Here is a 23,999-nt window from a genome sequence, read left to right as displayed (position 1 = left end):
GAAGTCTTCATCGGACACGATCCGCGCGTTGCGAGCCCAGGGCAGGATCTCATCCGTCATCGCCGCTCGCGCTTGCCGCACGGCCGCGATCCGTCGTTTCGGTCGAGCCGGGGGGCGAGCCCCGCCGAACGCCGCCGAGAGAGCACGTGAATCGCAGCCCCGTCGCGGAGAGCCCCGAGGCCGGCTCCGTGGAGCCGCCGTCCGCGCGCTCGGACGACGGCTCCACGGTCAGCCCGCCCCCGTGCGCGCCGAGGATGCCACGCGCGATGGCGAGCCCGAGGCCCAGCCGCTCTCGACGGCGCGGCGCGACAGGGTCGGCGGGGATCGCCGCCCGCTCGCCGAACGGATCGAGCAGCCGGGCGAGCGGCTCGGGCGCGACGGGGCCGGCCTCGTCGATGACGGTCACCATCGCCTCGCCGCCAGAGATCGAGACACGCATCTGCACGGGGCGATCGCGCGAGCGCAGGATGGCGAAGCCGAGCACGTACTCGAGCGCCACCCGGAGCAGCTCCGGATCCCCCTCCACGGGCGCGCCCCCGTCGGGCTCGGCGTCGAAGGAGATGCGCACGCCGCGCGCGGCGGCCGCTTCCTCGAGATGCCCCGCCGCGCGGCGGGCGAGCTCGCCAGCATCACACGAGGCGATCGCCATGGGACGGCTGGCGTCCTGGCGGAGCCAGATGGAGTTGTCGAACTCGTCGAGCAGCCGCTTCAGCCGCTCGCCCGCGCCGCGCACGCGCTCCAGCATGTCCCGCGGGGCCGCCCCGAGGTCCTTCTGGTAACGCAGGAGATAGTGGACCCCGGCCAGCATGGTCGCCAGCTCGCCCCGAAGATCGTGGCCCACACGCGCGAAGAACTCGTCATCCATCCACATAAACGCCTGCTCCGAATATGCAGCAGCGCGGACCGCGAGCATCAGACGAGCAAGCCAACTGTCGTCGGGGCTCCCCCGAAACAGCGGTCGCCGGAGGCTGGGGGTGAACCGCGCAGAGACCCCCATCTGCGCTGGACAGTTGATGGTTGCGGATAAGCGACCTGGGCACAAGGTGTACCTGGGGTTCAGGTTCCGCCTCCACCAGCGCAGGGGGGCCTTTCCAGAAACGCCGGCGGGAGGCCGTTGCTCTTCGTTGCTCTCCTTCCACGCTTCCGCGCATCACAGCGCATCGAAGCCCGAGCACCTGGGGAGCGCTGTCAGCCGAGCCGCGAGCGGGGGAGCATGTCCGAGGCAGAGCGCAGAGAGTTCACCGAGCATCACGACGAGCAGGGAGACGAGGATACCCTGGTGATCGAGCGGCGGCGCCGGGTCCTCATCGTCGATGATGATCCCGATTTCCTCGTCATGGCGGAGGCGGCGCTCGCTGCGCACGGCTTCCTGGTAGAGCGGGCAGCCGGCGGGTTGCGTGGCGTGTTCCTCGCGACGCAGGACGTGCCGGATGTGATCCTGTGTGACCTGAGGATGCCCGGCATCGACGGCTTCGTCGTCGCCGAGGCGCTGCGCGCCGATCCGGCGACCCAGCACGTCGCCATCTTCGCGTGCACTGGCCGGCGCGATCTCGAGGCCCGCGCCGCCCTCAACGCCTCGGCGTTCGACGGTGTCCTCGTGAAGCCGGTCGACTGGGACAGCGCCGCTCGTTTGCTCCACGAGATCGTCGGCGTCCGCCGCCCCTACGGACCCACCTAGGGCACGTCAGGAGCAACCTGAAACCCCTTCAGGGCAAATGCAGGATAACCCCTGCGCGGGAGGGGAAATGCCCGGCATTGTGCCCGCAATCAGGTATACAAACATGACGTGACCCGAGCGGATCGCCCCCCTACATGACCCTGCGTGAGAGGCCGGCCGAGCGATGCCGGAGCCCCTTACGATCGATCGGGCGGCGCGGCGCGCCGAGGAATGGAAAGGTTCACTGGGATGGAAGTGAAGTCTGATGACAACGCGGTCTCGCCGCTCGTCCTGGTCGTGGACGACTTCCAGGACAACCGGGAGATGTTCGCGGAGTACTTGTCTTTCTCCGGGTTCCGCGTGGCCGAGGCGGCGACGGGGCGCGAGGCGCTCGACCGCGCCTTCGAGCTGATCCCGGACCTCATCCTGATGGACCTCTCGCTCCCCGAGATCGACGGCTGGGAGGCGACCCGCCACCTCAAGAGCGATCCTCGCACCATGAGGATCCCCATCGTCGCCCTCACCGGTCACACGCTCGCGGGGCACTCGCGCGAGGCGAAGGACGCGGGGTGCGACGCCTTCCTGACGAAGCCGTGTCTGCCGGACACGCTCGTGCTCGAGATTCGCCGCCTCCTGTCGCGCGGCAGCGCGTCATCGCAGCCGGAAAGCGCGCCCTGACGCGCCGCGAATCCCCCTCCACGGAACCGGCGAAACCTACACAGCGCGCACGAGCCCGCGAGATCCGCGAGGCGCGTGCCCTCCGCGAGACCGCGGCGAGACTGCGGCGAGACTGCGGCGAGACTGCGAATAACGCACCTGCGCTCCCGCGCTGCCAGGACTTGACTGCGGCACCACCTGACTATTCTCGGCCCGGTCTTTCTGGCTAACTGAGTGCTTGAGAGGCACGAGGGGACAAGAATGGCGGGGGTGACGAGAAAAAAAGCCGGGAAGAACGCGGCGGACGGCGCGGACGCAGCGCACGGCCGCACGCTCCGCGGGCGCACAACGGCGGCGCCCCTGCGCGCTCCGAAGCGGGGCTCGACGTCCGCCGCGGCGAGCGGGCCTCGATCCGCGGGACCGGCGACCTTGCGCGCCAGGGCGCCCAGGCGATCGAAGGCGGACGCGGAGCGGCTCGCCCCGCGGGGCGACGCGGCCAAGCGCGAGCGGATCATCGAGGAGCAGCGCCAGCTCCTCGAGCGCCGCGCGGAGGCGGCAGAGCGCATCCTGCGCGAGACCGTATCCACCATCTCTCACGACCTCAGGAACTCGCTGAGCGTGATCGTCGTGAGCGCCCGCATGCTGATGCGATCCGTCCCTCAGGAGGGCCCGGGCAGGCGGCAGCTCGAGGCGATCACCCGCGCGGCGGACGAGATCAACCAGCTCGCGCAGGACCTGATCGACGCCATGAGCATCGAGAGCGGATCGCTGAAGGTCGGCAAAGGCGCGCACGAGGTCGAGCCGATCCTCGACAAGGCGATCGAGCTCATGGCGCCCACGGTCGCGCTGAAGCCGCTCGAGATCGCGAAGGAGCTGCCGCACGAGCTGCCGCCCATCGCGTGCGATCGGGAGCGCATCGTCCAGGTCATCGCCACCCTGCTCGGCAACGCGATGCGCTTCACGCCGAAGGGCGGACGCATCACGGTGCGCGCCGAGCCGTCGGGCACCGACGCGCGATTCTCGATCTCCGATACAGGGCCTGGCATCTCCCCGGAGCAACGACCGCTGCTCTTCGCTCGCCACGCGCCCCCTCGAAGGCCCATGGGACAAGGGATGGGGCTCGCGGCGTTCGTCACCAAGGGCATCGTGGAGGCCCACGGCGGTACGATCTGGGTCGAGAGCTCGCCCGGCCAGGGGAGCACGTTCTTCTTCACCATCCCCGCCGCCGGGCTCTCGGTGCGCACGGCCACCTGAAGGGCACGAGCGTCACCGGGGCGCGCCCCGAACGCCGCGCGCGATCAGGCGGCTCCCCCTGACACCGAGCGCGCGCAGCGGGTGCGCGCGGCGTCAGGCCGGTCCGAGCGCCGAGAGCCAGCGGCGGAGGATCGTGCGACCCTCGGACAGCTTTCGGAGCGACGACCACTCGTTGCGCTGGTGCGCCTGGGCGTTCTCGCCGGGGCCGAAGTTGACCGCAGGCACCCCGAGCTCCGCGAAGCGGGCCACGTCGGTCCACGCCTGCTTCGGCTCGACCGCGGCGACGCCCGCCTCGCGCAGCGCGACGACGAGCGGGTGCGACGCGTGCGGCGGCGCCGAAGGGCTGAGGTCGCGCCAGGCGATCTCGGCGCGGCCGTCCACGAGCGCCTCGATGGTCCGCTGCGCCTCCTGGATCGACGTCCCAGGCGGGAAGCGGTGGTTCAGGTTCATCGTGAACTCGTCGGGAACGACGTTCCGCCCGCGCCCGCCCTGCGCCATCGTCGCCGTCGTCACGGCGCGGTAGACGAAGCCGTCGATCTCGACCTCGCGCGGCGCGAGCGCGGCGAGCTCGCACAGGAGCGGGCCAGCCTTGTAGATGGCGTTCTCCCCTTGCCACGGCCGCGCGCTGTGCGCCGTCCGCCCGCGGAACGTCAGCCCCGCGTGGAGCGACCCGCTCGCGCCGAGGCTCAGCCGGTTGTCGCTCGGCTCGAGGCACACCGCGAGATCGAGCGCGCGCAGGTCCGGCTCGCGCTCGATGACCAGCGCGAGCTCGTTCTCCAGGTACGGCCCCTCCTCCCGCGCGTAGAACACGAGCGTCAGATCCACGCCCGCGATCGCCTCCCGCTCGCCCTCGACGAGGTCGAGCATCAGCGCGAGCCCCGACTTCATGTCGCTCGCGCCGGGGCCGTAGAGGCGATCCCCCTCGATCCGCGGCGGCCCGTCGTGCGAGGTGCGCACCACGTCGAGGTGCCCGGCCAGCGCGATCTTCGGGCCGCCCGTGCCCTGCGTCACCTGCACGACGAGCGAGTCGCCGTGGCGGCGCACCGGCGCGGCGAGCCGAGCCCGACCGAGCCGCTCCGCCACCGCGCAGCACAGCTCCTGCTCTTCGCCCGTGGGCGACGGGACGGAGCAGAGCCAGAGCAGCGTGTCCGCGAGATCGGCCGCGGCCGCCGCGTCCGCGTCGGCGCGCGCGCTCACACCGGCACCGCGAAATCTCGCAGCGCCGCGTTCAGCGACACCTTGCGATCCGTCGCCTCGCTCCGCTTGCCGATGATGAGCGCGCAGGGGATCGAGAATTCCCCTGCGGGGAAGCGCTTCGGCCGCGTCCCCGGGATCACCACGCTGCGCGCGGGCACCCGGCCGCGGTGCTCGACGACCTCCGGCCCCGTGACGTCCAGGATCGCCGTCGACGCGGTGAGCACCACGCCGGCGCCGAGCACCGCCTCCTCCTCGACCACGACGCCCTCCACCACGATCACGCGGGAGCCCACGAAGACGCCGTCCTCGATGATCACCGGCCGCGCCCCCGGCGGCTCGAGCACCCCGCCGATGCCGACGCCCCCGGCGAGGTGCACCCCTCGCCCGATCTGCGCGCAGCTGCCGACCGTCGCCCAGGTGTCGACCATCGACCCCGAGCCGACCCACGCGCCGATGTTCACGTAGCCGGGCATCACGATCGCGCCCTGCTCGAGGAACGCGCCGTAACGCACCGTCCCCGGCGGGACGACGCGCACGCCCGCCTTGTCGAGGCCGCGCTTGAGCGGGATCTTGTCGTGGAACTCGAAGGGGCCGACCTCCATCACGCTCATGCTGCGGAGCGAGAAGTAGAGGAGGATCGCCTCCTTGATCCACGCGTGCGTCACCCACCTGTGCGGGGCGCCCTCGCCGGTGGACGCCGCGCCTTCGCCGCCCGCCTGCGCGGTCTTGTCGGGCTCGGCGACGCGGAGCAGGCCTTGATCGAGGCTCTCGATCGTGCGGAGGACCGCGGCCTCGTGCGCGGGCGAGCGGAGGAGCTCGCGGTCGCGGAACGCCGCCTCAACGAGGGACTTCATGGATTCTTCGGTGGCCATGGCGCCGCCTTTAGCACGGCCGAGCCAGCACCGGCACCGGGGTCAGAACGTCATGGTGACGACCCGCCCGCCCGTCCCCTCGACGAGCTCGATGCGCGCGCGGCGCGCGACGACGCGGGCCACGGCGGCCGCCCGCTCGCCGCCGTCGCGCAGCACCACGTCGAGGGCGACCGCCGGCGCGCCCTCGCGCGGGCCGCGCTCGGCGATGCGCACCGTCGAGCGCCCGTCCGAGAGGCGGGACACGGCGAGGTGCGGGCTGGCCACGCCCGCGGCGCTGACCATGCCGACCGCGAGCTCCATGAGCCCGCTCACGGCGCGCACGTCGCCCTCCACCTCGTTGGCGCGGCCATCGGAGGAGGCGACCGAGATGCCGACAACGGGCCGCCCCTCGGCCGGGGCGGCGCTCCAGTTGCGGAGCACGTCGATGAGATCGAGCGGCGTCGGGCGCAGCTCGAGGGTCGCGATCACGAGCTCGGACAGGCGAAGCGCGCCGCTCAGCTCCCGGGCCGTCCTGCGCACCGACGCCTCGAGCCCGAGGCGCTGCCGCGCGTCGATGCCGCGCTCGGAGCCGCCGCGATCCGCGCGGCCGCGGCCAGAGCCGCGCGCCGGCGGGGCGCCCGCCGCGGCGCGGGACAGCTCGTCCGTGAGGCGCGCGACCTCGACGCCCGCGTGGCCGAGGACCGCGCAGGCGGCGTCGGCCGCCGCGGCGTCGGCCGCCACGGCGGCGTCTGTCTCGACGAAGCCGTCGCGGACCGCCGCGGACAGGCTGTCGAGGGCAACGACGAGCGCCGCGCACCCCTCGCACACCTCCGGCAGCGCGAGCGCGACCCCGCGCGGCCCGACGCGGCGCGAGCCGAGCAGGTGCGCGAAGCTCTCGATGCCTGCCGCGCCGTCCCGCGCCGCGCCGAGCGCAGCCGCGAGCCGCTCGCCGAGCATCAGGCCGTCGCGCTCGGGGCGACCTCGTAACCCGCGAAGAAGTAGCCGATCTCCCGCGCGGCGGTCGCCGGCTTGTCGGACCCGTGGACCGCGTTCTCGCCCACGTTCGCCCCGTAGAGCTTGCGGATCGTCCCCTCCGCCGCCTTGGCCGGGTCCGTCGCGCCGATGACCTCGCGGTACTTGGCCACCGCGTCCTCGCGCTCGAGCGCCATCACGAGGATGGGGCTGCGCGACATGAACGTCACGAGCTCGTCGAAGAAGCCGCGCCCCCGGTGCTCCGCGTAGAAGCCCTCGGCCTCCGCGCGGGTAAGGTGGATGCGCTTCATCGCTTTGACCGTGAAGCCCTCCTGCTCGAGGCGGGCGACGATCGCGCCGGCCGTATTCTTTTCCATCGCATCAGGCTTGATGATTGAGAGTGTTCGCTCGAGGGCCATGGGCGGCCCAGTTAGGCGAAAACGCCGAGCGTTGCAAGCGCCACGCATTCCGTCCTGAAAGGCCGCCGCCCGCCTCGCTGCACGACCCGCCGCCCGGCCGCGCTTCCGTCATCGCCGTCGGTCCCCCCGGACCGCTCCAGGCTGCTCTCCCGGCCGCGCCCCCCGGGTGAGGATCGGCCGCGTCCGATGCGCCCGCCGTCCGTCTCGGATCTCCGCGCTCTCCTCGCGCTCGCGCTGCACCTCGTCCTTGTCGCAATTCCGTCTCGCGAGGGCGACGCGCGACACGCGCGATCGCCATCAAGCTGTCACAATGCGCTGCTAGATACATCCGCCATGCCGAGCCATGTGCTCATCGTGGAGGACGAGCGCGACCTGCAGCGCGTCCTCACCTACAACTTCCGTCAGGCTGGGTTCGATGTGGTGTCCGCGGGGAGCGGAGAGACAGCGCTCCGGGCGGTCAAGGAGGAGCGGTTCGATCTCGTCCTGCTCGACCTGATGCTCCCGGACATGTCGGGCACGGAGATCTGCCGCCGCCTCAAGCAGAACCCGCAGACCTCGGCGGTGCCCGTCATCATGGTCACGGCCAAGGGCGAGGAGATCGACCGGATCGTCGGCTTCGAGCTCGGGGCCGACGACTACGTCGTCAAGCCGTTCAGCGTGCGCGAGCTCATCCTGCGCGCGCGGGCGATCCTCAAGCGCTCGGAGAGCCCGGCGTCGGCGCCGGAGAAGTTCGATTTCGGCATCCTGCGGGTCGACCGCGCCGCGCACCGGGCCTGGGTGCAGGAGGCCGAGATCGCGCTGACCGCGCTCGAGTTCCGCCTGCTCATGATGCTCTACGATCGCCGCGGGCGCGTGCTGTCGCGCGATCTCCTGCTCGACGAGGTGTGGGGCTCGCACGTCGACGTCACCGCGCGCAACGTCGACACCCACGTGAAGCGCGTCCGCGAGAAGCTCGGGGCGGCGGGCGACTACATCGAGACCGTGCGCGGCGTCGGCTACCGGTTCCGCGCCGAGCCCGAGATCGCCTAGAGGGCCCATGCGCTTGCCGAGGGGGCTGGGTATCGGCGCGAAGCTCGCGGCGGGGACGGTGCTCGCCCTCCTCGTCGCTGGCGTCCCGATCGAGCGCCTCGCCGCGCGCGACATGGAAGCGGCGCTGCTCGCGGAGCACAGCCCGCGCGCGGCCGTCGACGCCGCGCTCCTTCGCTCGCGGCGCACCCTGCTGCTCGGCATGGGCACCATGATCGTCGTCGCCGTCTCGGTCGGCTCCGCCACGGCCTTCTTCGTCACGCGCCCGATCCGGAGGCTGACCCGCTTCGCGCAGGCGATGTCCGAGGGCGACCTGTCGACGCGCGCCCCGCTGCGCGGCTCGGGCGAGCTCCGCCAGCTCGCGCGCGCGCTGAACCACCTCACGAGCGAGCTCTCCCGCTCCACCGCCGAGGTGCGGACGGAGCGCGCCCTGCTCGCGGGCATCCTCGACGGGATGAGCGAGGGCGTCCTCGTGCTCGATCGCGACGGGAGGATCCTCCTCGCCAACCGGGCGCTCCGCGCGATGGCCTCCCTCGGCGAGGACGCGCTCGGCCGATCGGTCATCGAGTCGATCCGCAACGCGCGGCTCACCGAGGCGATCCAGCTCGCCGGCCAGCGGGACGAGCCGGTCGACGCCGAGGTCGAGCTCGGGCGGACGCTGCCGAGGCGGCTGCTCGTGCGCGTGTCGCGCCGGAAGGGCCCGGAGCGGCTCGGGCACGATGAGCGCGAGGCCCTCGCCGCGTGGGGCGCGGATCACGACGGCGCGTCCGCCGAGCCGGGGCTCATCGCGGTGTTCCACGACGTCACCGACCTCCGCCGGCTGGAGACGATCCGGACCGACTTCGTCGCCAACGTGTCCCACGAGCTGCGCACCCCGGTCACCGCGATCAGCACCGCCGCCGAGACGCTGCAGCTCGGCGCGCTGAAGGACCCCGACGAGGCCGCCGAGTTCGTCGACGTGATCGATCGGCACGCGAAGCGCCTCCGCCACCTCGTCGACGACCTGCTCGACCTCTCGAAGATCGAGGCGAAGAACTTCCGCCTCGCGCTGTCGGAGCTCGACATCGCCCCCGCCATCGAGCACGTCACGCAGCTGCTCGCCGAGGCGGCGCGCCGGCGCAGGGTCACGCTGACGGTCGACGCCTCCGCGCTCCCGCCCGTCCGGTGCGACCGCCGCGCGCTCGAGCAGGTGCTCATGAACCTGCTCGACAACGCCATCAAGTACGCGGGCGAGGGAGCTCACGTCACGGTGAAGGCGCGCTCGGCCGATCAGCAGGTGACCCTCGCCGTCGTCGACGACGGCCCCGGGATTCCGCCTCACCACCTGGGCCGCATCTTCGAGCGGTTCTACCGGGTCGACGCCGGCCGTTCACGCGATCTGGGCGGCACCGGGCTCGGCCTCGCCATCGTGAAGCACCTGGTCGAGCTGATGAACGGCTCGATCGAGGTCGAGAGCGCCATCGGCCGCGGCACCCAGTTCACCGTCCGCCTGGCGCGCGCCGGGTGATCCACGCGAACCACGCAAAGCCAGGAAAGCGCGGTGCTCGCTGTTCCACCTTGCCGTCACCGAGCTGTCACAAACCTCGATTACGCCTTGCTGTGCATGGCTCGAATTCTGCTCACCCTGGCGATGTTCCTCCTGACCGCGGCGTGCGGTCGCTCCGATGCCCCCCAAGACACCGGCTCGCTCCCCGGCGCGAAGAAGGACACCGCGCCGCAGCCGACCGCTGACGGGGACATCACCTTGACGGGCGCGGGCGCGACGTTCCCGTACCCCCTCTACACGAAGTGGATCGCTGAGTTCCAGAAGGCCAACTCCAAGGTCAAGATCAACTACCAGTCCATCGGCTCCGGGGGTGGGATCCGGCAGATCACCGAGCGGACCGTCGACTTCGGCGCCACCGATGCCCCGATGAACGAGGAGCAGCTCGGGAAGGCCGCCGGCATCCTTCACCTGCCGACGTGCCTGGGCGCGGTCGTGCTGACCTACAACCTCGAGGGGGTCCCGTCTGGCCTGAAGCTCACGCCGGAGGCGGCCGCGCACATCTTCCTGGGCAAGATCAAGAAGTGGAACGACCCGGCCCTCCAGAAGGAGAACCCGGACGTGAAGCTCCCCGACAAGGAGATCGCGACGGTCCACCGCTCGGACGGCAGCGGGACGACCAAGATCTTCGTCGACTACCTGAGCGCGGTCAGCCCGGACTGGAAGAGCGGACCCGGGAGCGGGACGAGCGTCAACTGGCCTGGCGGCCTCGGCGCCAAGGGCAACGACGGCGTCTCCGCCCTGATCACGAGCACGCCCGCCTCGATCGGCTACATCGAGCTCGCGTACGCGATGCAGAACAAGCTCACGTTCGCCTCGCTCAAGAACAAGAGCGGGAAGTTCATCACCCCGTCGCTGGAGAGCACGACCGCCGCGGGCGCCGGCGCCGCCGCCAAGATGCCGGACGACCTCCGGATCTCGCTCGTGGACGCCGAGGGCGAGGACGCATACCCCATCGCCGGCTTCACGTACCTGCTCGTGTACCAGGAGCAGAAGGACCTCGCGAAGGGCAAGGTGCTCGGCAGCTTCGTCAAGTGGGCGATGCAAGACGGCCAGAAGTTCACGAACGACCTCCATTACGCCCCGCTGCCCGCGGCTGTGGTCGAGAAGGTCAACAAGAAGCTCGCCGCGCTGGTCGGCCCTGACGGCAAGCCCCTGCTCGCCCCATGACCCCAGGAATGCGCGCCAGCCGCGCGAACGGCGCCCCGCCGTGCGCGGCTGGCGTGCGCGCAGGAGCGCAGGATAGGTCCATGAGCACCGTAGAAGTCCCGATGCAACAAGCCGCCTCGCCGGCGCCGCACAGCGATGCGCCACATGGCACGCGCGGAGCCGATCGAGCGTTCCGCGCCATCCTGACGATGTTCGGCCTCACGGTGCTCGCGGTGCCAGCGCTGATGGTGCTGGAGCTCATCCGATCGTCGCGGCTCGCCATCGACAAGTTCGGGCTGGGGTTCCTCGGCGGGAGCGTGTGGGACCCTGCGCGCGAGGAGTTCGGCGCGCTCCCGTTCGTCTACGGCACGGTCGTCACCTCGCTGATCGCCATCGTGCTCGCCGTCCCCGTCTCGCTCGGCCTCGCGATCTTCCTGTCGGATCTGGCCCCCCACCGGATCCGCAAGCCGCTCGGGTTCATGGTCGAGCTCCTCGCGGCGATCCCGAGCGTCGTGTACGGCTTCTGGGGCATCGCCGTGCTCCGCCCCTGGCTCCGGGACACCGTCGAGCCGGTCATCATCAAGTACTTCGGCTACATCCCCCTCTTCGAGGGGCCGCCGCTCGGATTCGGCATGTTCGCCGCGGGCGTCATCCTCGCCATCATGATCGTCCCGACGATCACGTCGGTGTCGCGGGAGGTGATGCAGGCGGTGCCCCAGCTGCACCGGGAGGCGGCGGTCGGCCTCGGCGCGTGCGCGTGGGACACGATCCGCTACGCGGTCCTCCCGTCGGCGCGCTCCGGCATCATCGGGGCCATCATCCTCGGGCTGAACCGGGCGCTCGGCGAGACGATGGCGGTCACGATGATGATCGGCAACGTCCCGAAGGTGAGCGCGTCGATCTTCCACCCCGGCTATTCGATGGCGAGCGTCATCGCCAACGAGTTCGTCGAGGCGACGAGCGACATGTACGTGTCGGCGCTGTCCAAGATCGCGCTGCTCCTCTTCGGGGTCGCCCTCCTCCTCAACCTCTTCGCCCGGTGGCTCGTGAGCTCGACCAAGAGCAAGCTGGAGAAGCGCGCATGAACAGCGACACCCCTGTCCCCGTGGCGAGCCCCACGAGCGCCCCCCGGCGCACGCTGCTCGAGCCCGCGCCCGGCGAGACGCTGCGCCGCGTACGCAGCTACTTCTTCGAAGGGCTCTGCGTGTCGAGCGCCGTCGTCGTCCTGGTCCCGCTGTTCCTGATCTTCATCTACGTCGTCAGCAAGGGCCTTGGCGGGCTGTCCCTCGACTTCTTCACCCAGCTGCCGAAGCCCGTGGGCGACGAGCGGAGCGGCATGGGCAACGCGGTCGTCGGCACGCTCATCCTCGTCGCCATCGGCTGCGGCATCGGGTTGCCGACGGGCATCCTCGCCGGCATCTACCTGGCCGAGATCGGGCGCGGCAAGCTCGCTGCCGCCATCCGGTTCATCGCCGACGTGCTCGGCGGCGTCCCCTCGATCACCATCGGCGTGTTCGTCTACGCCCTCGTGGTGGTCACGATGAAGCGCTTCTCGGCGCTCGCGGGCGGCATCGCGCTCGCGATCGTGATGCTCCCGACGGTGACCCGCACGACGGAGGAGCTGCTCAAGCTGGTGCCCGCCCACCTCCGCGAGGCGTCGCTCGCCCTCGGCGTGCCGGAGTGGCGCACGAGCCTCCTCGTCGTGCTCCGGACGGCCTCGCCCGGGATCGGCACCGGCGTGATGCTCGCCGTGGCCCGCATCGCCGGCGAGACCGCGCCGGTGCTCCTCACCGCGCTCGGCTCATCGTACTGGAGCTTCGCCATCGACCGCCCCATCGCCTCGCTGCCGGTGCAGATCTGGCGGAACGCCACTTCGCCCTACCCGAAGTGGCAGCAGGAGGCGTGGACAGGCGCCCTCGTGCTGATCGTCATCGTCTTCCTCCTCAACCTGCTCGCGCGCATCGTCACGTCGCGGAGCGTCAAGGCGCGCTAAAGGCACTCGATGAGCTCGTTTGACTCACTGCACCACAAAGTACGGTCCGGGGAACGCCGCAGCGGGCTCGACACCGATGGCATCGACAGCCGCTCCATGGAGCCTGAGGACGAGGCGCCGCCAGCCAAGATCAGCGTCACCCGGCTCAACGCCTATTTTCACAAGTTCCACGCCATCCACGACATCACGCTGAACATCCCCGACGGCCAGGTCACAGCGGTGATCGGCCCGTCCGGGTGCGGGAAGTCGACGTTCCTGCGCTGTCTCAACCGGATGCACGAGCAGGTGCCCGGGGCCTCGGCGAAGGGCTCCGTCATGATCGACGGCGTGAACATCTATGACAAAGCCGTCGACCCGGTAAGGCTGCGGCGCCGCGTCGGCATGGTGTTCCAGAAACCCAACCCGTTTCCAACCATGTCCATCCGCGAGAACGTCCTCGCCGGACACAAGCTGAACGGCATCTCCGTCAAGGATCCCACAGGCCTCGTCGAGAAGTGCCTGCGCCAGGTGGCGCTCTGGGACGAGGTGAAGGACAAGCTCGATCAGTCCGGGCTATCCCTCTCGGGCGGCCAGCAGCAGCGGCTCTGCATCGCCCGCGTCCTCGCGGTGGAGCCGGAGGTGATCCTGCTCGACGAGCCGTGCTCCGCGCTCGATCCCATCGCGACAGCGCGCGTCGAGGAGCTCATCGACGAGCTGAAAGAGCGATATACTTGCGTGCTCGTAACACACAACATGCAGCAGGCCGCGCGGTGCTCTGACTATACCGCCTTCTTCTACATGGGGGACTTGGTGGAGTTCGACAGGACCCAGACGATCTTCACCAACCCCAAGGAGAGCAAGACGGAAGACTACGTCACCGGGAAGTTCGGCTGATGGAAGCGGGGGATAGAGTCATGCCGACGTCGCACACGAGCAAGGTCTACGAGCACGAGCTACGCACGCTTCGCGAGAAGCTGCTGCTCATGGGCAGCCTCGTCGAGGAGATGATCCAGAAAGGCTCGACCGCGCTCGCGACGCGCGACACGGGCCTCGCCAAGGCGACGATCCGGCTCGATCGCCGGATCAACCGCCTCGAGTGCGAGGTCGACGAGCTCTGTATGAGGATCCTCGCGACGCGCCAGCCCGTCGCGTCCGACCTGCGCTTCGTCACCACGGCGCTCAAGATCGTCACCGATCTGGAGCGGGTCGGCGACCTCGTGGTGAACGTCTGCGAGCGCGTGCAGGAGCTCAACGAGGAGCCGCCGCTCGCGCCGGTGGCGGATCTGCAAGGCCTCGCGGACGAGGCGATCGAGGTGGTGCACGAGGCGCTGGACGCGCTGGTCGCCCGCGACTGCGAGCGAGCGAACCAGCTGCTCACGCGCGATGACGTGATCGACGAGCACTACGCCCGCATCTTCCAGGAGGTGCTCCTCGTCATGAGCCGCGACCCGAGCACGGTGTACAGGGCCACACGCATCCAGTCGATCGCCAAGTACCTGGAGCGCATCGCCGATCACGCGATGAACATCGCCGAGTCGGTCGTCTTCCTCGTCAAGGGGACGGACATCCGGCACCACAACCGCCTGAAGGAGAACGACCCGCTCTCCTCGCCTCCGCCCGCCGGGCTTCGCCTGCGCTAGGCGTCAGGGCCGCCCGGCCGGCGCCTGCGCTAGGCGCCAGCGCTGGCTGGAGGCGCCGTCCCACCGTGGCCGTGGGGCCCCTCGTCGCCGTGTGGGTGCCCGTGATGCGCCTCGTGCCCGTGCTCGCCGACGCAGCGGGCGTCCTCCCATCCGACCCAGTAGGGGCCGTCCGGCCCGTGCTCACGCTTCCAGATCGGCAGGCGCTCCTTGATGCGGTCGATGAGCAAGCGGCACCCGCGGAACGCCTCTCCCCGGTGCGGCGCGCTCGCGGCGCAGGCGACGGCGACATCGCCGACGTGGAGCGCGCCCACCCGGTGCGTCGCGGCGACGCGCACGCCAGGGATCTCTGCGGCGAGCTCCGACAGGATCCGCTCGAGCTCGGCCTCGGCCATCGTCCCGTAGGCCTCGTACTCCAGCAGCGTGACCGAACGGCCCTCGTTGACGTCGCGCACCACGCCCAGGAACGTGGCGATGCCGCCCGCGCCAGGGTGAGACACGGCGGCGATGAGCTCGTCGAGACCGAGCGGCTCGGCGCGGATCCGGCTCACGGCGCGCTCCGCTGGAAATGGCCGGAGCGGCCCCCGCTCTTCTCGAGGAGCTTGATGTCCGAGATGACCATCTCGCGATCGATTCCCTTGAGCATGTCGTAGATGGTCAAGCACGCGGCGCTCACCGCGACCATGGCTTCCATCTCGACCCCTGTGCGATCCACCGCCTCCGCGGCGGCGGTCACCCGGATCGTCGCGGAGGGCTCGTCCACGTCGAGCGAGACCGAGACGTGCGTGAGCGCGATGCCGTGGCAGAGCGGGATGAGCTCCGGCGTGCGCTTCGCCGCCATGATCCCGGCGATCCGCGCCGCGGCCAGCACGTCGCCCTTCGGGGCGTCGTCGCGCGCGACCCGGGCGATGGTCTCGGGGCGCATCATGACGGCGCCGGACGCGACAGCGCGTCGGTGCGTGACGGGCTTGCCTTCGACAGGCACCATGCGGGCCTCGCCGCTCGGAGAGAGGTGAGTCGAGAGCGCTTCGCCCTCGCCGGGTCGATCAGGGGTTCGCGGCATCGCCCCGGAATCTGACACGGCAGCCGTGAGGACCGGAAGCCGAACGTGATCCGGCCCCGCTCGGCTCCGCCCGCTCCGTCAGCCGCCGATCGCGCGGATCGACACCGTGGAGGCCGTCTCTTCGGTGCAGCCCTTCCAGACCTTGCCGTCCGGCTTGAGGCGCCACGCCTCGTCCAGGCGCAGGCGGATCGCCGCCCGATCGCCGCTCTTCGCCTCGCGCGAGGCGTCGACGCCATCGTCGGTGGCGAGGCACGGCCGGAGCACGCCCGTCGAGGAGACGCGCAGGCGATCACAGCTCTCGCAGAACGTGTCGCTGGTGCCCGTGATGAAGCCGACGCGGAGCGACGGGTCGCGGCGAGCGCGGACGTACCTGGCCGGGCCGAGGCCGGGCTCGCCGGCCGCCTCCTCCGGGAGGAGGTGATCGGCAAGGCGCGCCCTCATCTCGGCCGCGGTGACGAGGTGCTTGCCGACGAGCCGAGCGCCCTCGGCGATCGGCATCACCTCGAGGAAGCGCGGCACCATCCGGCGCTCCCAGGCCCACAGCGCGAGCCGCTCGATCTCGTCGTCGTTCACGCCGCGGAGGACCACCGTGTTCAGCTTGATCGGCGAGAAGCCCGCCGCGATCGCGGCGTCGATGCCGTCGAGCACCCGGGCGAGCTCGCCGCCCCGGGTCATCTCGCCGAAGCGCCCGGGATCGAGGGTGTCGATCGAGACGTTCAGCCGGTGCAGCCCGGCGGCGCGAAGCGCCCCGGCGAGCCGCGCGAGCTGCGACGCGTTCGTCGTGAGGGCCAGATCCTCGAAGCCGAGCGCGGCGAGGCACTCGATGATCGACACGATCTCGGGGTGGAGCAGCGGCTCGCCGCCGGTCAGGCGCACCCGCCGGACGCCGGCGTCGCGCAGCGCCTCGAACATGGTGCGCCAGGCGGCCGTCATGAGCTTGCCGTCGGCATAGCCGTCATGCCGCGACGGGCGGCAGTAGGTACACGCGAAGTCGCACCGATCCGTGACCGAGATGCGCACGCTCCGCGGCGCGGGCCCCGCGTGCTCGCCAGCTGCCTCGCCGGCGCCGTCGCGGTACGGGATCACGGCGGCGCGTCGGCCAGCGTCTCCGCCGCCGACGAGCGGCAGCGATCGCCGCCGCGGAGCCGATGCGTCGCCCGCGCTGCGCGCAGGATCGAGGCCGCCGATAGAAGAAGGCATGGCGCGTCCCTCTCGGGTCCTCTCGCTAGCCGCCCGCCACCGGCGGGATCAGCGCGACCTCGTCACCGAAACCTACAGGATCGCTCGGCGTCGCATAGACGCCGTTCACCGCCACCCGGATGGATCCCTTGTAGGGGCCGAGCCCGGGATAACGAGCACAGACGTGCTCCAGGAGCTCCGCTGCGGTGCAGGGGCCAGCCAGCGGCAGCGCCACTTCTCCGGTACCCAGCACATCCCTCGCGCCAGCGAATGCGAGCACGCGTACCGCTGCATCCATCACCGCAACCTAGCATCGCTCCGCGGACCCGACACGACGAACTGCCGCCAGGCGACCTCGGGCCGCCCTGGCGCCAGGCGCCTGGCGCCGCGCGCCTCGCGAGATTCGAGTCTACCGGGCCCGGCCGGCACGGCTATCATCGGGCGGCTCACCGTCATGTCGGAAGAAGGCTTTTTACCGGGCACGATCCTGGCCGGTCGCTATCAGGTCCGCCGAGAGCTGGGCCGCGGCGGCATGGGGGTCGTCTATCTCTGCCGCGATCTCGTGCTCGACGAGCGCGTGGCGGTGAAGCTGCTCGACCGGCCAGGCGCGGCAGCCCGCCCCGAGGACGCCTGGTGGTTCCAGGAAGAAGCCCGGGCGCTCGCCGGGCTCTCCCATCCGGCGCTCGTCAAGGCCCGCGACTTCGGGGCGCTCAGCAACGGGACGCCGTACCTCGTGATGGACGCCGTCCCGGGTCGATCGCTCCACGAGTGGCTCTACCTCGCGCGGCTCGAGGACCCCCTGCCCTGGCCGATCATCTGGAGCGTCATCGACCAGGTGCTCGGCGCGCTGGCGCACGCGCACGCGCGCGGCGTGATCCACGGGGACCTGAAGCCGTCCAACGTCCTCGTCGATCTGCAGCACGGGGGCGAGCCGCCGCTCGTGCACGTGCTCGACCTCGGGCTGGCCTGGCTCATCCAGGACCGGGTCGATCACCGGCTCGACGGCTCCAGGGAGAGCGAACCCACGGTGCGCTGGGGCGCGGGCACCCCGGGCTGGATGGCGCCCGAGCAGATCCGCTTCGCGGCGCCCCACGTCGGACCGCCGACGGACCTCTACGCGCTCGGCTGCATCCTCTACGCCCTGCTCGCCGGCGGCGAGGTCTACGACGGCAACAACGACGAGCTCCTCCAGCAGCACCGGAGCGCGTCGATCCCGGATCTGCCGCTCCCCCCGCCGGTGCCGGGCGACGTCGCGAAGTTCGCCAAGCGGCTGCTCGCGAAGCGGCCCTGGCACCGCTTCGACTTCGCGGGCGACGCGCGGCGGGTGTGGAAGCGGTTCGAGCCGCGCAACAACGCGAACGTGACCGCGACGCCGCTGCCGATCGCCCTCTTGACGAGCGGCCGTCTGCCCCCGAGCCGCAAGGAGCTGCTCACGCCCGAGCTCATCGAGCCCCCAGACGACGACCCGCCGCCGTCCGTGACGACCACCGGGCTGCTCGCGCTCCGGCCGAGCCCGTTCGTCGCGCGGACCGGGGAGCGGGCGCGGCTCATGGAGGTCGTGGCCGAGATGGTCGACGCGCCGAAGGCGATGCACCGGTTCGTCCTGCTCGCGGGCGAGGCCGGCGTCGGCAAGAGCCGGCTGGCCGAGTGGCTCTGCGAGGAGGTCCACGAGCGGGCGCTCATGGTGCCGCTCCGCGCGCGCTACCGGCGCATCGCGGCGCCGCTCGACGGCGTGCTCGGCGCGGTGACCCAGCACTACCGGCTGGAGCGGGCCGAGCGCGAGATCGTCGAGAAGGTGCTGATGAACCTCTGGGAGGTCCCGCCGGAGGACGAGGTCGGCAAGACGTGGGTCGCGGCGACCGCCGAGTGGATCAAGCCGTCGCCCCCGGGGAGCGAGGCGGTCGGCCCGACGGGGAAGCGCTTCCGCCTGGATCGCCCCGAGCTCCGCTGGCTGATCATCCGCAAGACGCTGGAGAGGATCGGCCGGGACAGGCCGGTGCTGCTCTGGCTCGACGACCTGCACTACGCCTCGTCGACGACGTTCGAGGGGCTCCTCACGCTCCACCGCGACGCGCCGAACCTGGGCCTGCTCGTCGTGGCGACCGTCAGGAGCGAGGCGGTCGAGTGCGATCCAGTGGCGGCGAGGCGCATCGAGGGGGCGCTCGCGGCCTACGTCGGGGAGCGGCTCGACGTCGCCCCGCTGAACCCCACGCAGACGCACGCGCTGCTCCGGGAGACGCTGCCGCTCGACGACGCGGCGGCCGAGGCGGCGACGGCCCGCAGCAAGGGGAACCCGCTCTTCGCGCTGCAGCTGCTGCACGCGTGGGCGGGCGGCGGGCACCTCCAGCTCCGCGCGGGCAAGTACTTCGTGCCGAGGGCGTCGATGGCCGTGCAGGCGGCCACGACCGCCGACCTCTGGGAAGAGCGCCTCGCGGCGCTGCCCGAGGAGCTCCGCACCGGCGCGCGCGCCGCCGCCGCGCTCGGCGGCGACATCCGGCGCGAGATCCTGCGCGCGCTGCTCACCTCGCTCGACATCTCGGCGGACAGGGCGATCGCGTCCATGCAGCGTGCCCAGATCCTCCTCGCCGTGGGCGATCGCCTGCGCTGGCCGCACGCGCTGCTCCAGGAGCACCTCCTCTCGCAGCTCTTCCTCGAGCCGGACGCGGCACGCGTGTTCCGCGCCGCCGCCGACGCGCTCGGGGCGCACCCGGCCGCGTCGAGCCGCCGCATCCTCCGGCACCGGGTCGTCAGCCTCCTGCGCGCCGGCGACACCGACGAGGCCGCGGCGCTCATGCACGCGCACGTGGCGGCGCACTGGCAGAGCTCGCGCGACATCGCGGCGACGCTCCGCGATCTCGCCGTGCTCGACGGCAAGCTGCCCGGGGGGAGCGACTCGCGCCCGGGCCTCCGGGGCGGCGTGGACGCGCGGCCCGTGCTGACGGGGACGCGCCTCGGGACGCAGCTGCGCTTCCGCGCCGAGGCGCTGCGGCTGGCGGGGAGGCTCGACGAGGCGCGGCGCGACGCGGAGGACGCGCGGCGCATCTTCGAGCAAGCCGGCGACCGCGAGAACCAGGCGCACTGCCTGCGCCTGCTCGGGCACATCGCGTCGGACCTCGGCGCGGAGGCGCAGGGCCGGCGGCTCGTGGCGCGGGCGCACGCGATCTTCGACGAGATCGGCCACGGCCACGGGCAGGCGCAGTGCGAGGTGCTGCTCGGCGAGATCGACTACCTGCTCGGCGAGCACGCGCGGGCGCGGGCGGTGCTCGCGTCCGGGGCGTCGCGGTTCATGGAGGTCGGCGATCGGCTCGGTCGGGCGCAGTGCCTGCTGCTGCAGAGCATGGTCGAGCAGGCCGGGGCGACCTCGGACGCGGCGCGCGCGCTGCTCACGACCGCGCACGCCGACTTCGACGCCATCGGCTACCGGCTCGGGCTGGCGCAGTGCGACCTCGCGCTGTCGCACGCGGACCACCGCGTCGGCAACTTCGAGGCGGCGCGCTCGGGCGCGCTCGCGGCGCGGCAGAGCTTCCGCGACGTCGCGAACCCGCGCGGCGAGGCCGGGTGCGAGCGCCTGCTCTCGATGGTGGCGCTCGACGCGGGCGCGCCGGAGCTCGCCGAGGAGCACGCGCTCGCCGCCGGCAGGCTCTTCGAGCGGCTCGGGGATCCGTGGGGCCTTGTGGAGGCGCGGCTGCTCTTCGCGCAGATCGCGCTCCACCGCGGGGAGGCGGAGCTCGCGCGCGAGCACCTGATGGCGTGCGAGGCGGTGGCGCTCGCGGAGGCGGAGCCCCGGCAGCACCGGCACCTGACGCTCGCCTGGCTCGCGTACCACGAGGGGCGCTTCCACGAGGCGGCGCGCGAGCTCGACGCGGCGCGCGCGGCCTTCAAGGACAGCCGCACCGGGGACCACACGCCGCAGCTCCTCGAGCGCTTCGCGCGGATGGGCTGGCCCAAGCCGGCGGGCGCGCGGATCAGCGGCTGGATGCGCACCCTCGAGAACACCTGAACCGGAGTCCGGAGACGGGGGGGCGCCCGCGCACGGCAACTCCCCTCCACGAGATCTCTCCAAGGGGATCAGAGGCCGTCGATAGCTGACGTTCTCACGAGCTGCGTCGCCGAGCGGGTCTCACCCGCACAGGAGACGGGTCCAGATCGGCGTTTTCGGCGCACAAGCGCACTCCCGTGCGCTGAGCACCGAAAACGCCGAGATGGGCCCGTATCCGAAGCGGGTGAGCCCCGCTCAAAGAGGGAGCCAGAAGTCCGGTCCGAAGAGGCGGCGCGCGTCCTCGATGGTGCGGAGGGCACGCGGCAGATCGAGCCTCGCCTGGTGCTCGGCCAGCTGCACGACGTAGGGGATCCAGAGCGGCCTGCAGACGACGAGCGCGGCGAGGTGGAACTCCGCCTCCTCGGTCTGGCCGAGATCCATCGCGACACGCGCAAGGAGGCTGTGCACCGGGACGGGCGACCCGAGCGGCGCGATGGCCGTGGCGCAGCGCCGCACGCTCTCCGCGGCCTCCTCGCTGGGGTGCCGCCGGAACTCCTGGAACGTCTCCTCGAGCTCGTGCTCGTCGCTCACCTGCTCCGGCAAGTGCTGCGCGACGAGCGCCTTCCAGTGATCGACGAACGGCAAACCGGCGAGGGCGCTCGAGCTGTCGGCGTGGGCAAGGAGCATATCGGCCTCCTTCCAGTCGCCAGCCTCTCGGGCGAACTCGAGCCCCGAGACGACCCGAGCCTCCTCGTGGAGCCCAGGCTCCTTCGTCAGGAGCCAGCGCTGCCAGTAGAGCGCGCCCCGGAAGGCCACGCGCGCGAGCGGCTCTTTGTCGTCCGCACGCATCTGCAGCGCCATGTCCAGGAGCGCCCCCTTGTGCCGCTGCACGTCGTCGACAACGAGGCTCGCTGGCCAAGCGCAGAGCCCGCACGCCTCCGAGATCATCGCACCCCCCTCGCACCGCGCGAGAGCTGCCTGCCGAAAGGCAGCGCAGAAGAAACCCCCCGCGATACAGGCCAACGCTACCACGGCGCCCGCAGCAGGCGAGAGGTCGTCGTCAGCGGGTGGCAGGCAGACAACATCGACGAAGGCGACAGCGCTCGAATGCCGCCGCGCGAGCGGCCTGCACCGGGACGGATCCCGGACCAGGGAGCGGACGAAGGGCGAAACCGACGAAACCGACGAAAGCGACGAAACCGACGAAAGCGAGCGGGACGACGAGGACGGCGAGGACGACGACGACAACCACCCGCGCCGAGCCGCGCGCGGGCTCATGGACCTCGATCTCCACCGAGGCTTCCTGCACAATGCGCCGCTGGCGGCAGCGGCAGAGAGGGGTGTCGGCGGCCGCTCGAGGTGCTGATTGGCGATCGAGATCGAGAGGACAACGCGGCGGCACGGCGCTCCTGACCCCCTGCGGCGCCCACGATGAGCCAGCCTGATCTCCACCGGGCCGCATTCGATGCGGCCGAAGACGCGATCCTCCTCCTGGAGAACGGCCGCGTGATCGACGCCAACCCGAGGGCGATCCAGCTGCTCGCCGGATCCGCGGACGGCCTCGTCGGACGGGAGCTCGCGGACCTCGCGCCGCTCCTGCAGCCCGACGGACAGGCCTCCGCCGAACGCCTCGCGCAGCGGCTCGACGCGGCGGGCCGGGGCGAGCCGCAGCGGTTTCGGTGGCTCTACCGGCGCCCGGGCGGGGACTTCGTCCAGGCCGACACGCAGATCGCGCGGCTCGCCCTCGCTGACCGCGCAGGGCCGATCCTCCGCGCGGTCTTGCGCGAGGAGGACAAGGAGCAGCGGCGGCTCTACGCGCTCGCCGTCGACATGCTCGGCGCCGCGACGCTCGACGGGCGGTTCAAGGAGCTGAGCCCCTCGTGGGAGCGCACGCTCGGGTTCAGCCGCCAGGAGCTGATGGCGCGGCCCTACCTCGAGTTCATCCACCCCGAGGACAAGGCGCGCACCCTCTCGGAGACAGACACGTTCTCGACCGGCGCGCAGACGATCACCTACGAGAACCGCTTCCTCTGCAACGACGGCTCGTACCGGTGGCTCGAGTGGAACGCGATGCTCGCGCTCGACGAGGGGCTCGTCTACTTCGTCGCCCGCGACGTCACCCGGCGCAAGACCGCCGAGATCTCGCTCCGTGAGTCCGAGGAGAAGCTGCGGGCGCTGTACGACGGCATCCCGCACTACCTGGTCGTCGTCGACAAAGACGCGCGCATCGTCTCGGTGAACCGGCCGTATCCCGGGGTCCGGGAGGAGAGCGTCGTCGGCCGGAGCCTCTACGATTTCACGTCGCCGGAGTACCACGCCACGGTGAGGGAGGCGCTCCAGACGGTGCTCCGGGAGGGAGGCCGCGCGAGCTACGAGGTGGTCGGCCTCGGGGCGAACGGCGGGCGGGCGTGGTACGCGAACCACGTCAGCGCGATCCGTGGGGCGGACGAGGTCACGAACGCGCTGATCGTGGGGGAGAACATCACCGAGCGCCGGCGCGCCGAGGAGGAGCGCCGGGAGAGCGAGGCGCGCTTCCACGCGGCCGTCGAGGCCAGCATGGACGCGTTCCTCACGCTGGCCTCCCGCCGCGACGACAGCGAGGAGATCGCCGACTTCGTGATCACGGGGCTCAACGCGCGCGCCGCGACGATGCTGTCGTCGATGCCGCGCGAGCAGCTCCTCGGTCGGCGCCTCTCGGAGCTCGTCCACTCGGTCGAGGCCGGCGTCCTCCTGGAGAGGTGCCTGCGCGGCCTCCGGAAGGGGGCGCCGATCGAGGAGGAGATCCTCCTGCCCGCGCCGAACGCCCAGGCGTCGCGCCCGAGCGTCTGGGTGCACCACCAGATCGTGCCGATCCAGGGCGGCGTCGCCGTGACGATGCGGGACACCACCGAGCGCAAGCGGCTCGAAGATCAGCTGCGCCAGTCGATCGAGCGCCTCGAGGTGTACGCCGAGGAGCTGGAAGGCAAGAACCGGATGCTCGCCGCGGAGAACGCCGAACGCGAGCGGACCGCGAGCGTCCTGCGCCAGCAGCAGGAGGCGATCCGCGCGCTGTCGACGCCGATCATCCAGGCGTGGGAGGGCGTCCTCGTGCTGCCGATCATCGGCGCGCTCGACCGCGCCCGGGCCACGGACGTCATGGAGAAGCTGCTCGGGGAGATCGTCCGCACGCAGGCCCACTTCGCCGTGCTCGATCTGACCGGCGTGGAGGACGTGGACACGCCGACGGTCGACCATCTGTTCCAGGTCGCCCGGGCCGCGAGCCTGCTCGGCAGCCGCTGCCTCGTCTCCGGGATCTCCCCCGGGGTCGCGCAGGCCATCGTGACGCTCGGCAGCGACGCGCGGACGCTCGAGACCTTCGGCGCGCTGGAGGACGCCCTGCGCCACGCGCTTGTCGTGTCCGGCGCCCGGCTGCCGAGCGCGCGCGGCAAGGCGCTGTAGCGGAGG

Annotated in this window: 23 protein-coding genes; 12 read left to right on the top strand and 11 right to left on the bottom strand. The window is 71.6% G+C overall.

Going from position 1 to position 23,999, the window contains the following annotated elements; translation table 11 throughout:
* Positions 1-49: 49 nt before the first annotated feature.
* Positions 50-871: a sensor histidine kinase gene (locus WME95_RS16560; RefSeq protein WP_437909318.1), complete on the bottom strand. Its 822-nt coding sequence runs from the start codon at positions 869-871 to the stop codon at positions 50-52.
* Between the two features lie 342 nt (positions 872-1,213).
* Between WME95_RS16560 and WME95_RS16555 the strand changes: the two genes are divergently transcribed.
* From WME95_RS16555 to WME95_RS16545, 3 genes are all read left to right on the top strand, one after another.
* A complete protein-coding gene (locus WME95_RS16555) occupies positions 1,214-1,678 on the top strand; it encodes a response regulator (protein WP_012235586.1) in 465 nt (154 codons plus the stop codon).
* Positions 1,679-1,906: 228 nt separating this feature from the next.
* Positions 1,907-2,335 (top strand): response regulator, encoded by a 429-nt coding sequence (locus tag WME95_RS16550; protein WP_012235585.1) that lies wholly within the window; start codon positions 1,907-1,909, stop codon positions 2,333-2,335.
* Between the two features lie 240 nt (positions 2,336-2,575).
* Positions 2,576-3,568 carry a sensor histidine kinase gene (locus WME95_RS16545; RefSeq protein WP_437552811.1) on the top strand — a complete coding sequence of 331 codons (993 nt, stop codon included), beginning with the start codon at positions 2,576-2,578 and terminating at the stop codon, positions 3,566-3,568.
* 93 nt (positions 3,569-3,661) lie between these two features.
* Here WME95_RS16545 and dapE read toward each other — a convergent pair whose 3' ends face one another.
* Genes dapE through ndk form a run of 4 tightly spaced genes read right to left on the bottom strand, consistent with a single transcriptional unit; the run spans position 3,662 to position 7,007 of the window.
* Complete coding sequence (gene dapE, locus WME95_RS16540) at positions 3,662-4,765, bottom strand: succinyl-diaminopimelate desuccinylase (protein ID WP_012235583.1); 1,104 nt, start codon at positions 4,763-4,765, stop codon at positions 3,662-3,664.
* Entirely contained in the window at positions 4,762-5,637 is an 876-nt protein-coding gene (locus WME95_RS16535) for a 2,3,4,5-tetrahydropyridine-2,6-dicarboxylate N-succinyltransferase (RefSeq protein ID WP_437552810.1), read from the bottom strand. The genes dapE and WME95_RS16535 overlap by 4 nt, the downstream gene beginning before the upstream one ends.
* A 42-nt stretch (positions 5,638-5,679) precedes the next feature.
* Entirely contained in the window at positions 5,680-6,573 is an 894-nt protein-coding gene (locus tag WME95_RS16530; protein ID WP_437552809.1) for a hypothetical protein, read from the bottom strand.
* Positions 6,573-7,007, bottom strand: coding sequence for a nucleoside-diphosphate kinase (gene ndk, locus WME95_RS16525; protein WP_437552808.1), 435 nt, complete (start codon positions 7,005-7,007; stop codon positions 6,573-6,575). The genes WME95_RS16530 and ndk overlap by 1 nt, the downstream gene beginning before the upstream one ends.
* Positions 7,008-7,340: 333 nt before the next feature.
* Here ndk and WME95_RS16520 point away from each other — a divergent pair, with 333 nt between their 5' ends.
* From WME95_RS16520 to phoU, 7 genes are all read left to right on the top strand, one after another.
* Positions 7,341-8,036 carry a response regulator gene (locus WME95_RS16520; RefSeq protein ID WP_437536566.1) on the top strand — a complete coding sequence of 232 codons (696 nt, stop codon included), beginning with the start codon at positions 7,341-7,343 and terminating at the stop codon, positions 8,034-8,036.
* Positions 8,037-8,043: 7 nt separating this feature from the next.
* On the top strand, positions 8,044-9,540 hold the full coding sequence (locus tag WME95_RS16515) for an ATP-binding protein (protein WP_437909311.1): 1,497 nt from the start codon (positions 8,044-8,046) through the stop codon (positions 9,538-9,540).
* A 96-nt stretch (positions 9,541-9,636) separates the two neighbouring features.
* Positions 9,637-10,746 carry a phosphate ABC transporter substrate-binding protein PstS gene (gene pstS, locus WME95_RS16510; RefSeq protein WP_437909309.1) on the top strand — a complete coding sequence of 370 codons (1,110 nt, stop codon included), beginning with the start codon at positions 9,637-9,639 and terminating at the stop codon, positions 10,744-10,746.
* 80 nt (positions 10,747-10,826) lie between these two features.
* Positions 10,827-11,810 carry a phosphate ABC transporter permease subunit PstC gene (pstC, locus tag WME95_RS16505; protein WP_437909307.1) on the top strand — a complete coding sequence of 328 codons (984 nt, stop codon included), beginning with the start codon at positions 10,827-10,829 and terminating at the stop codon, positions 11,808-11,810.
* A complete protein-coding gene (gene pstA / locus WME95_RS16500; protein WP_437552804.1) occupies positions 11,807-12,718 on the top strand; it encodes a phosphate ABC transporter permease PstA in 912 nt (303 codons plus the stop codon). The genes pstC and pstA overlap by 4 nt, the downstream gene beginning before the upstream one ends.
* A 9-nt stretch (positions 12,719-12,727) precedes the next feature.
* Positions 12,728-13,591 (top strand): phosphate ABC transporter ATP-binding protein PstB, encoded by an 864-nt coding sequence (gene pstB / locus WME95_RS16495; RefSeq protein WP_437909305.1) that lies wholly within the window; start codon positions 12,728-12,730, stop codon positions 13,589-13,591.
* Positions 13,592-13,611: 20 nt separating this feature from the next.
* Complete coding sequence (gene phoU / locus WME95_RS16490; protein ID WP_437552802.1) at positions 13,612-14,337, top strand: phosphate signaling complex protein PhoU; 726 nt, start codon at positions 13,612-13,614, stop codon at positions 14,335-14,337.
* Positions 14,338-14,366: 29 nt separating this feature from the next.
* On the opposite strand, the gene WME95_RS16485 is transcribed toward phoU, so the two are convergent.
* The 4 genes from WME95_RS16485 to WME95_RS16470 all read right to left on the bottom strand — a co-directional run bounded on the left by WME95_RS16485 (position 14,367) and on the right by WME95_RS16470 (position 16,874).
* On the bottom strand, positions 14,367-14,885 hold the full coding sequence (locus WME95_RS16485) for a molybdenum cofactor biosynthesis protein MoaE (RefSeq protein WP_437909304.1): 519 nt from the start codon (positions 14,883-14,885) through the stop codon (positions 14,367-14,369).
* Positions 14,882-15,397 carry a cyclic pyranopterin monophosphate synthase MoaC gene (gene moaC / locus WME95_RS16480; RefSeq protein WP_044964956.1) on the bottom strand — a complete coding sequence of 172 codons (516 nt, stop codon included), beginning with the start codon at positions 15,395-15,397 and terminating at the stop codon, positions 14,882-14,884. Before moaC ends, WME95_RS16485 begins: the two co-directional genes overlap by 4 nt.
* Before the next feature lie 78 nt (positions 15,398-15,475).
* On the bottom strand, positions 15,476-16,597 hold the full coding sequence (moaA, locus tag WME95_RS16475) for a GTP 3',8-cyclase MoaA (protein WP_437909303.1): 1,122 nt from the start codon (positions 16,595-16,597) through the stop codon (positions 15,476-15,478).
* Between the two features lie 25 nt (positions 16,598-16,622).
* Positions 16,623-16,874 (bottom strand): MoaD/ThiS family protein, encoded by a 252-nt coding sequence (locus tag WME95_RS16470; protein WP_276597196.1) that lies wholly within the window; start codon positions 16,872-16,874, stop codon positions 16,623-16,625.
* Between the two features lie 156 nt (positions 16,875-17,030).
* Here WME95_RS16470 and WME95_RS16465 point away from each other — a divergent pair, with 156 nt between their 5' ends.
* Entirely contained in the window at positions 17,031-20,576 is a 3,546-nt protein-coding gene (locus WME95_RS16465; RefSeq protein WP_437909302.1) for a protein kinase domain-containing protein, read from the top strand.
* Between the two features lie 234 nt (positions 20,577-20,810).
* Here WME95_RS16465 and WME95_RS16460 read toward each other — a convergent pair whose 3' ends face one another.
* A complete protein-coding gene (locus WME95_RS16460) occupies positions 20,811-21,503 on the bottom strand; it encodes a hypothetical protein (RefSeq protein ID WP_437552798.1) in 693 nt (230 codons plus the stop codon).
* Positions 21,504-21,615: 112 nt separating this feature from the next.
* A complete protein-coding gene (locus WME95_RS16455; RefSeq protein WP_437909300.1) occupies positions 21,616-21,849 on the bottom strand; it encodes a hypothetical protein in 234 nt (77 codons plus the stop codon).
* Between the two features lie 137 nt (positions 21,850-21,986).
* On the opposite strand from WME95_RS16455, the gene WME95_RS16450 reads away from it, so the two are divergent.
* Entirely contained in the window at positions 21,987-23,993 is a 2,007-nt protein-coding gene (locus WME95_RS16450) for a PAS domain S-box protein (RefSeq protein ID WP_437909298.1), read from the top strand.
* Positions 23,994-23,999 lie beyond the last annotated feature (6 nt).

The organism is Sorangium sp. So ce327, from assembly GCF_051530205.1.
In the GTDB taxonomy this organism is placed as follows: domain Bacteria; phylum Myxococcota_A; class Polyangia; order Polyangiales; family Polyangiaceae; genus Sorangium; species Sorangium cellulosum_B.
The sequence above is the reverse complement of the archived record's forward strand: the minus strand, read 5'-3'. Positions and strand labels throughout refer to the sequence as shown.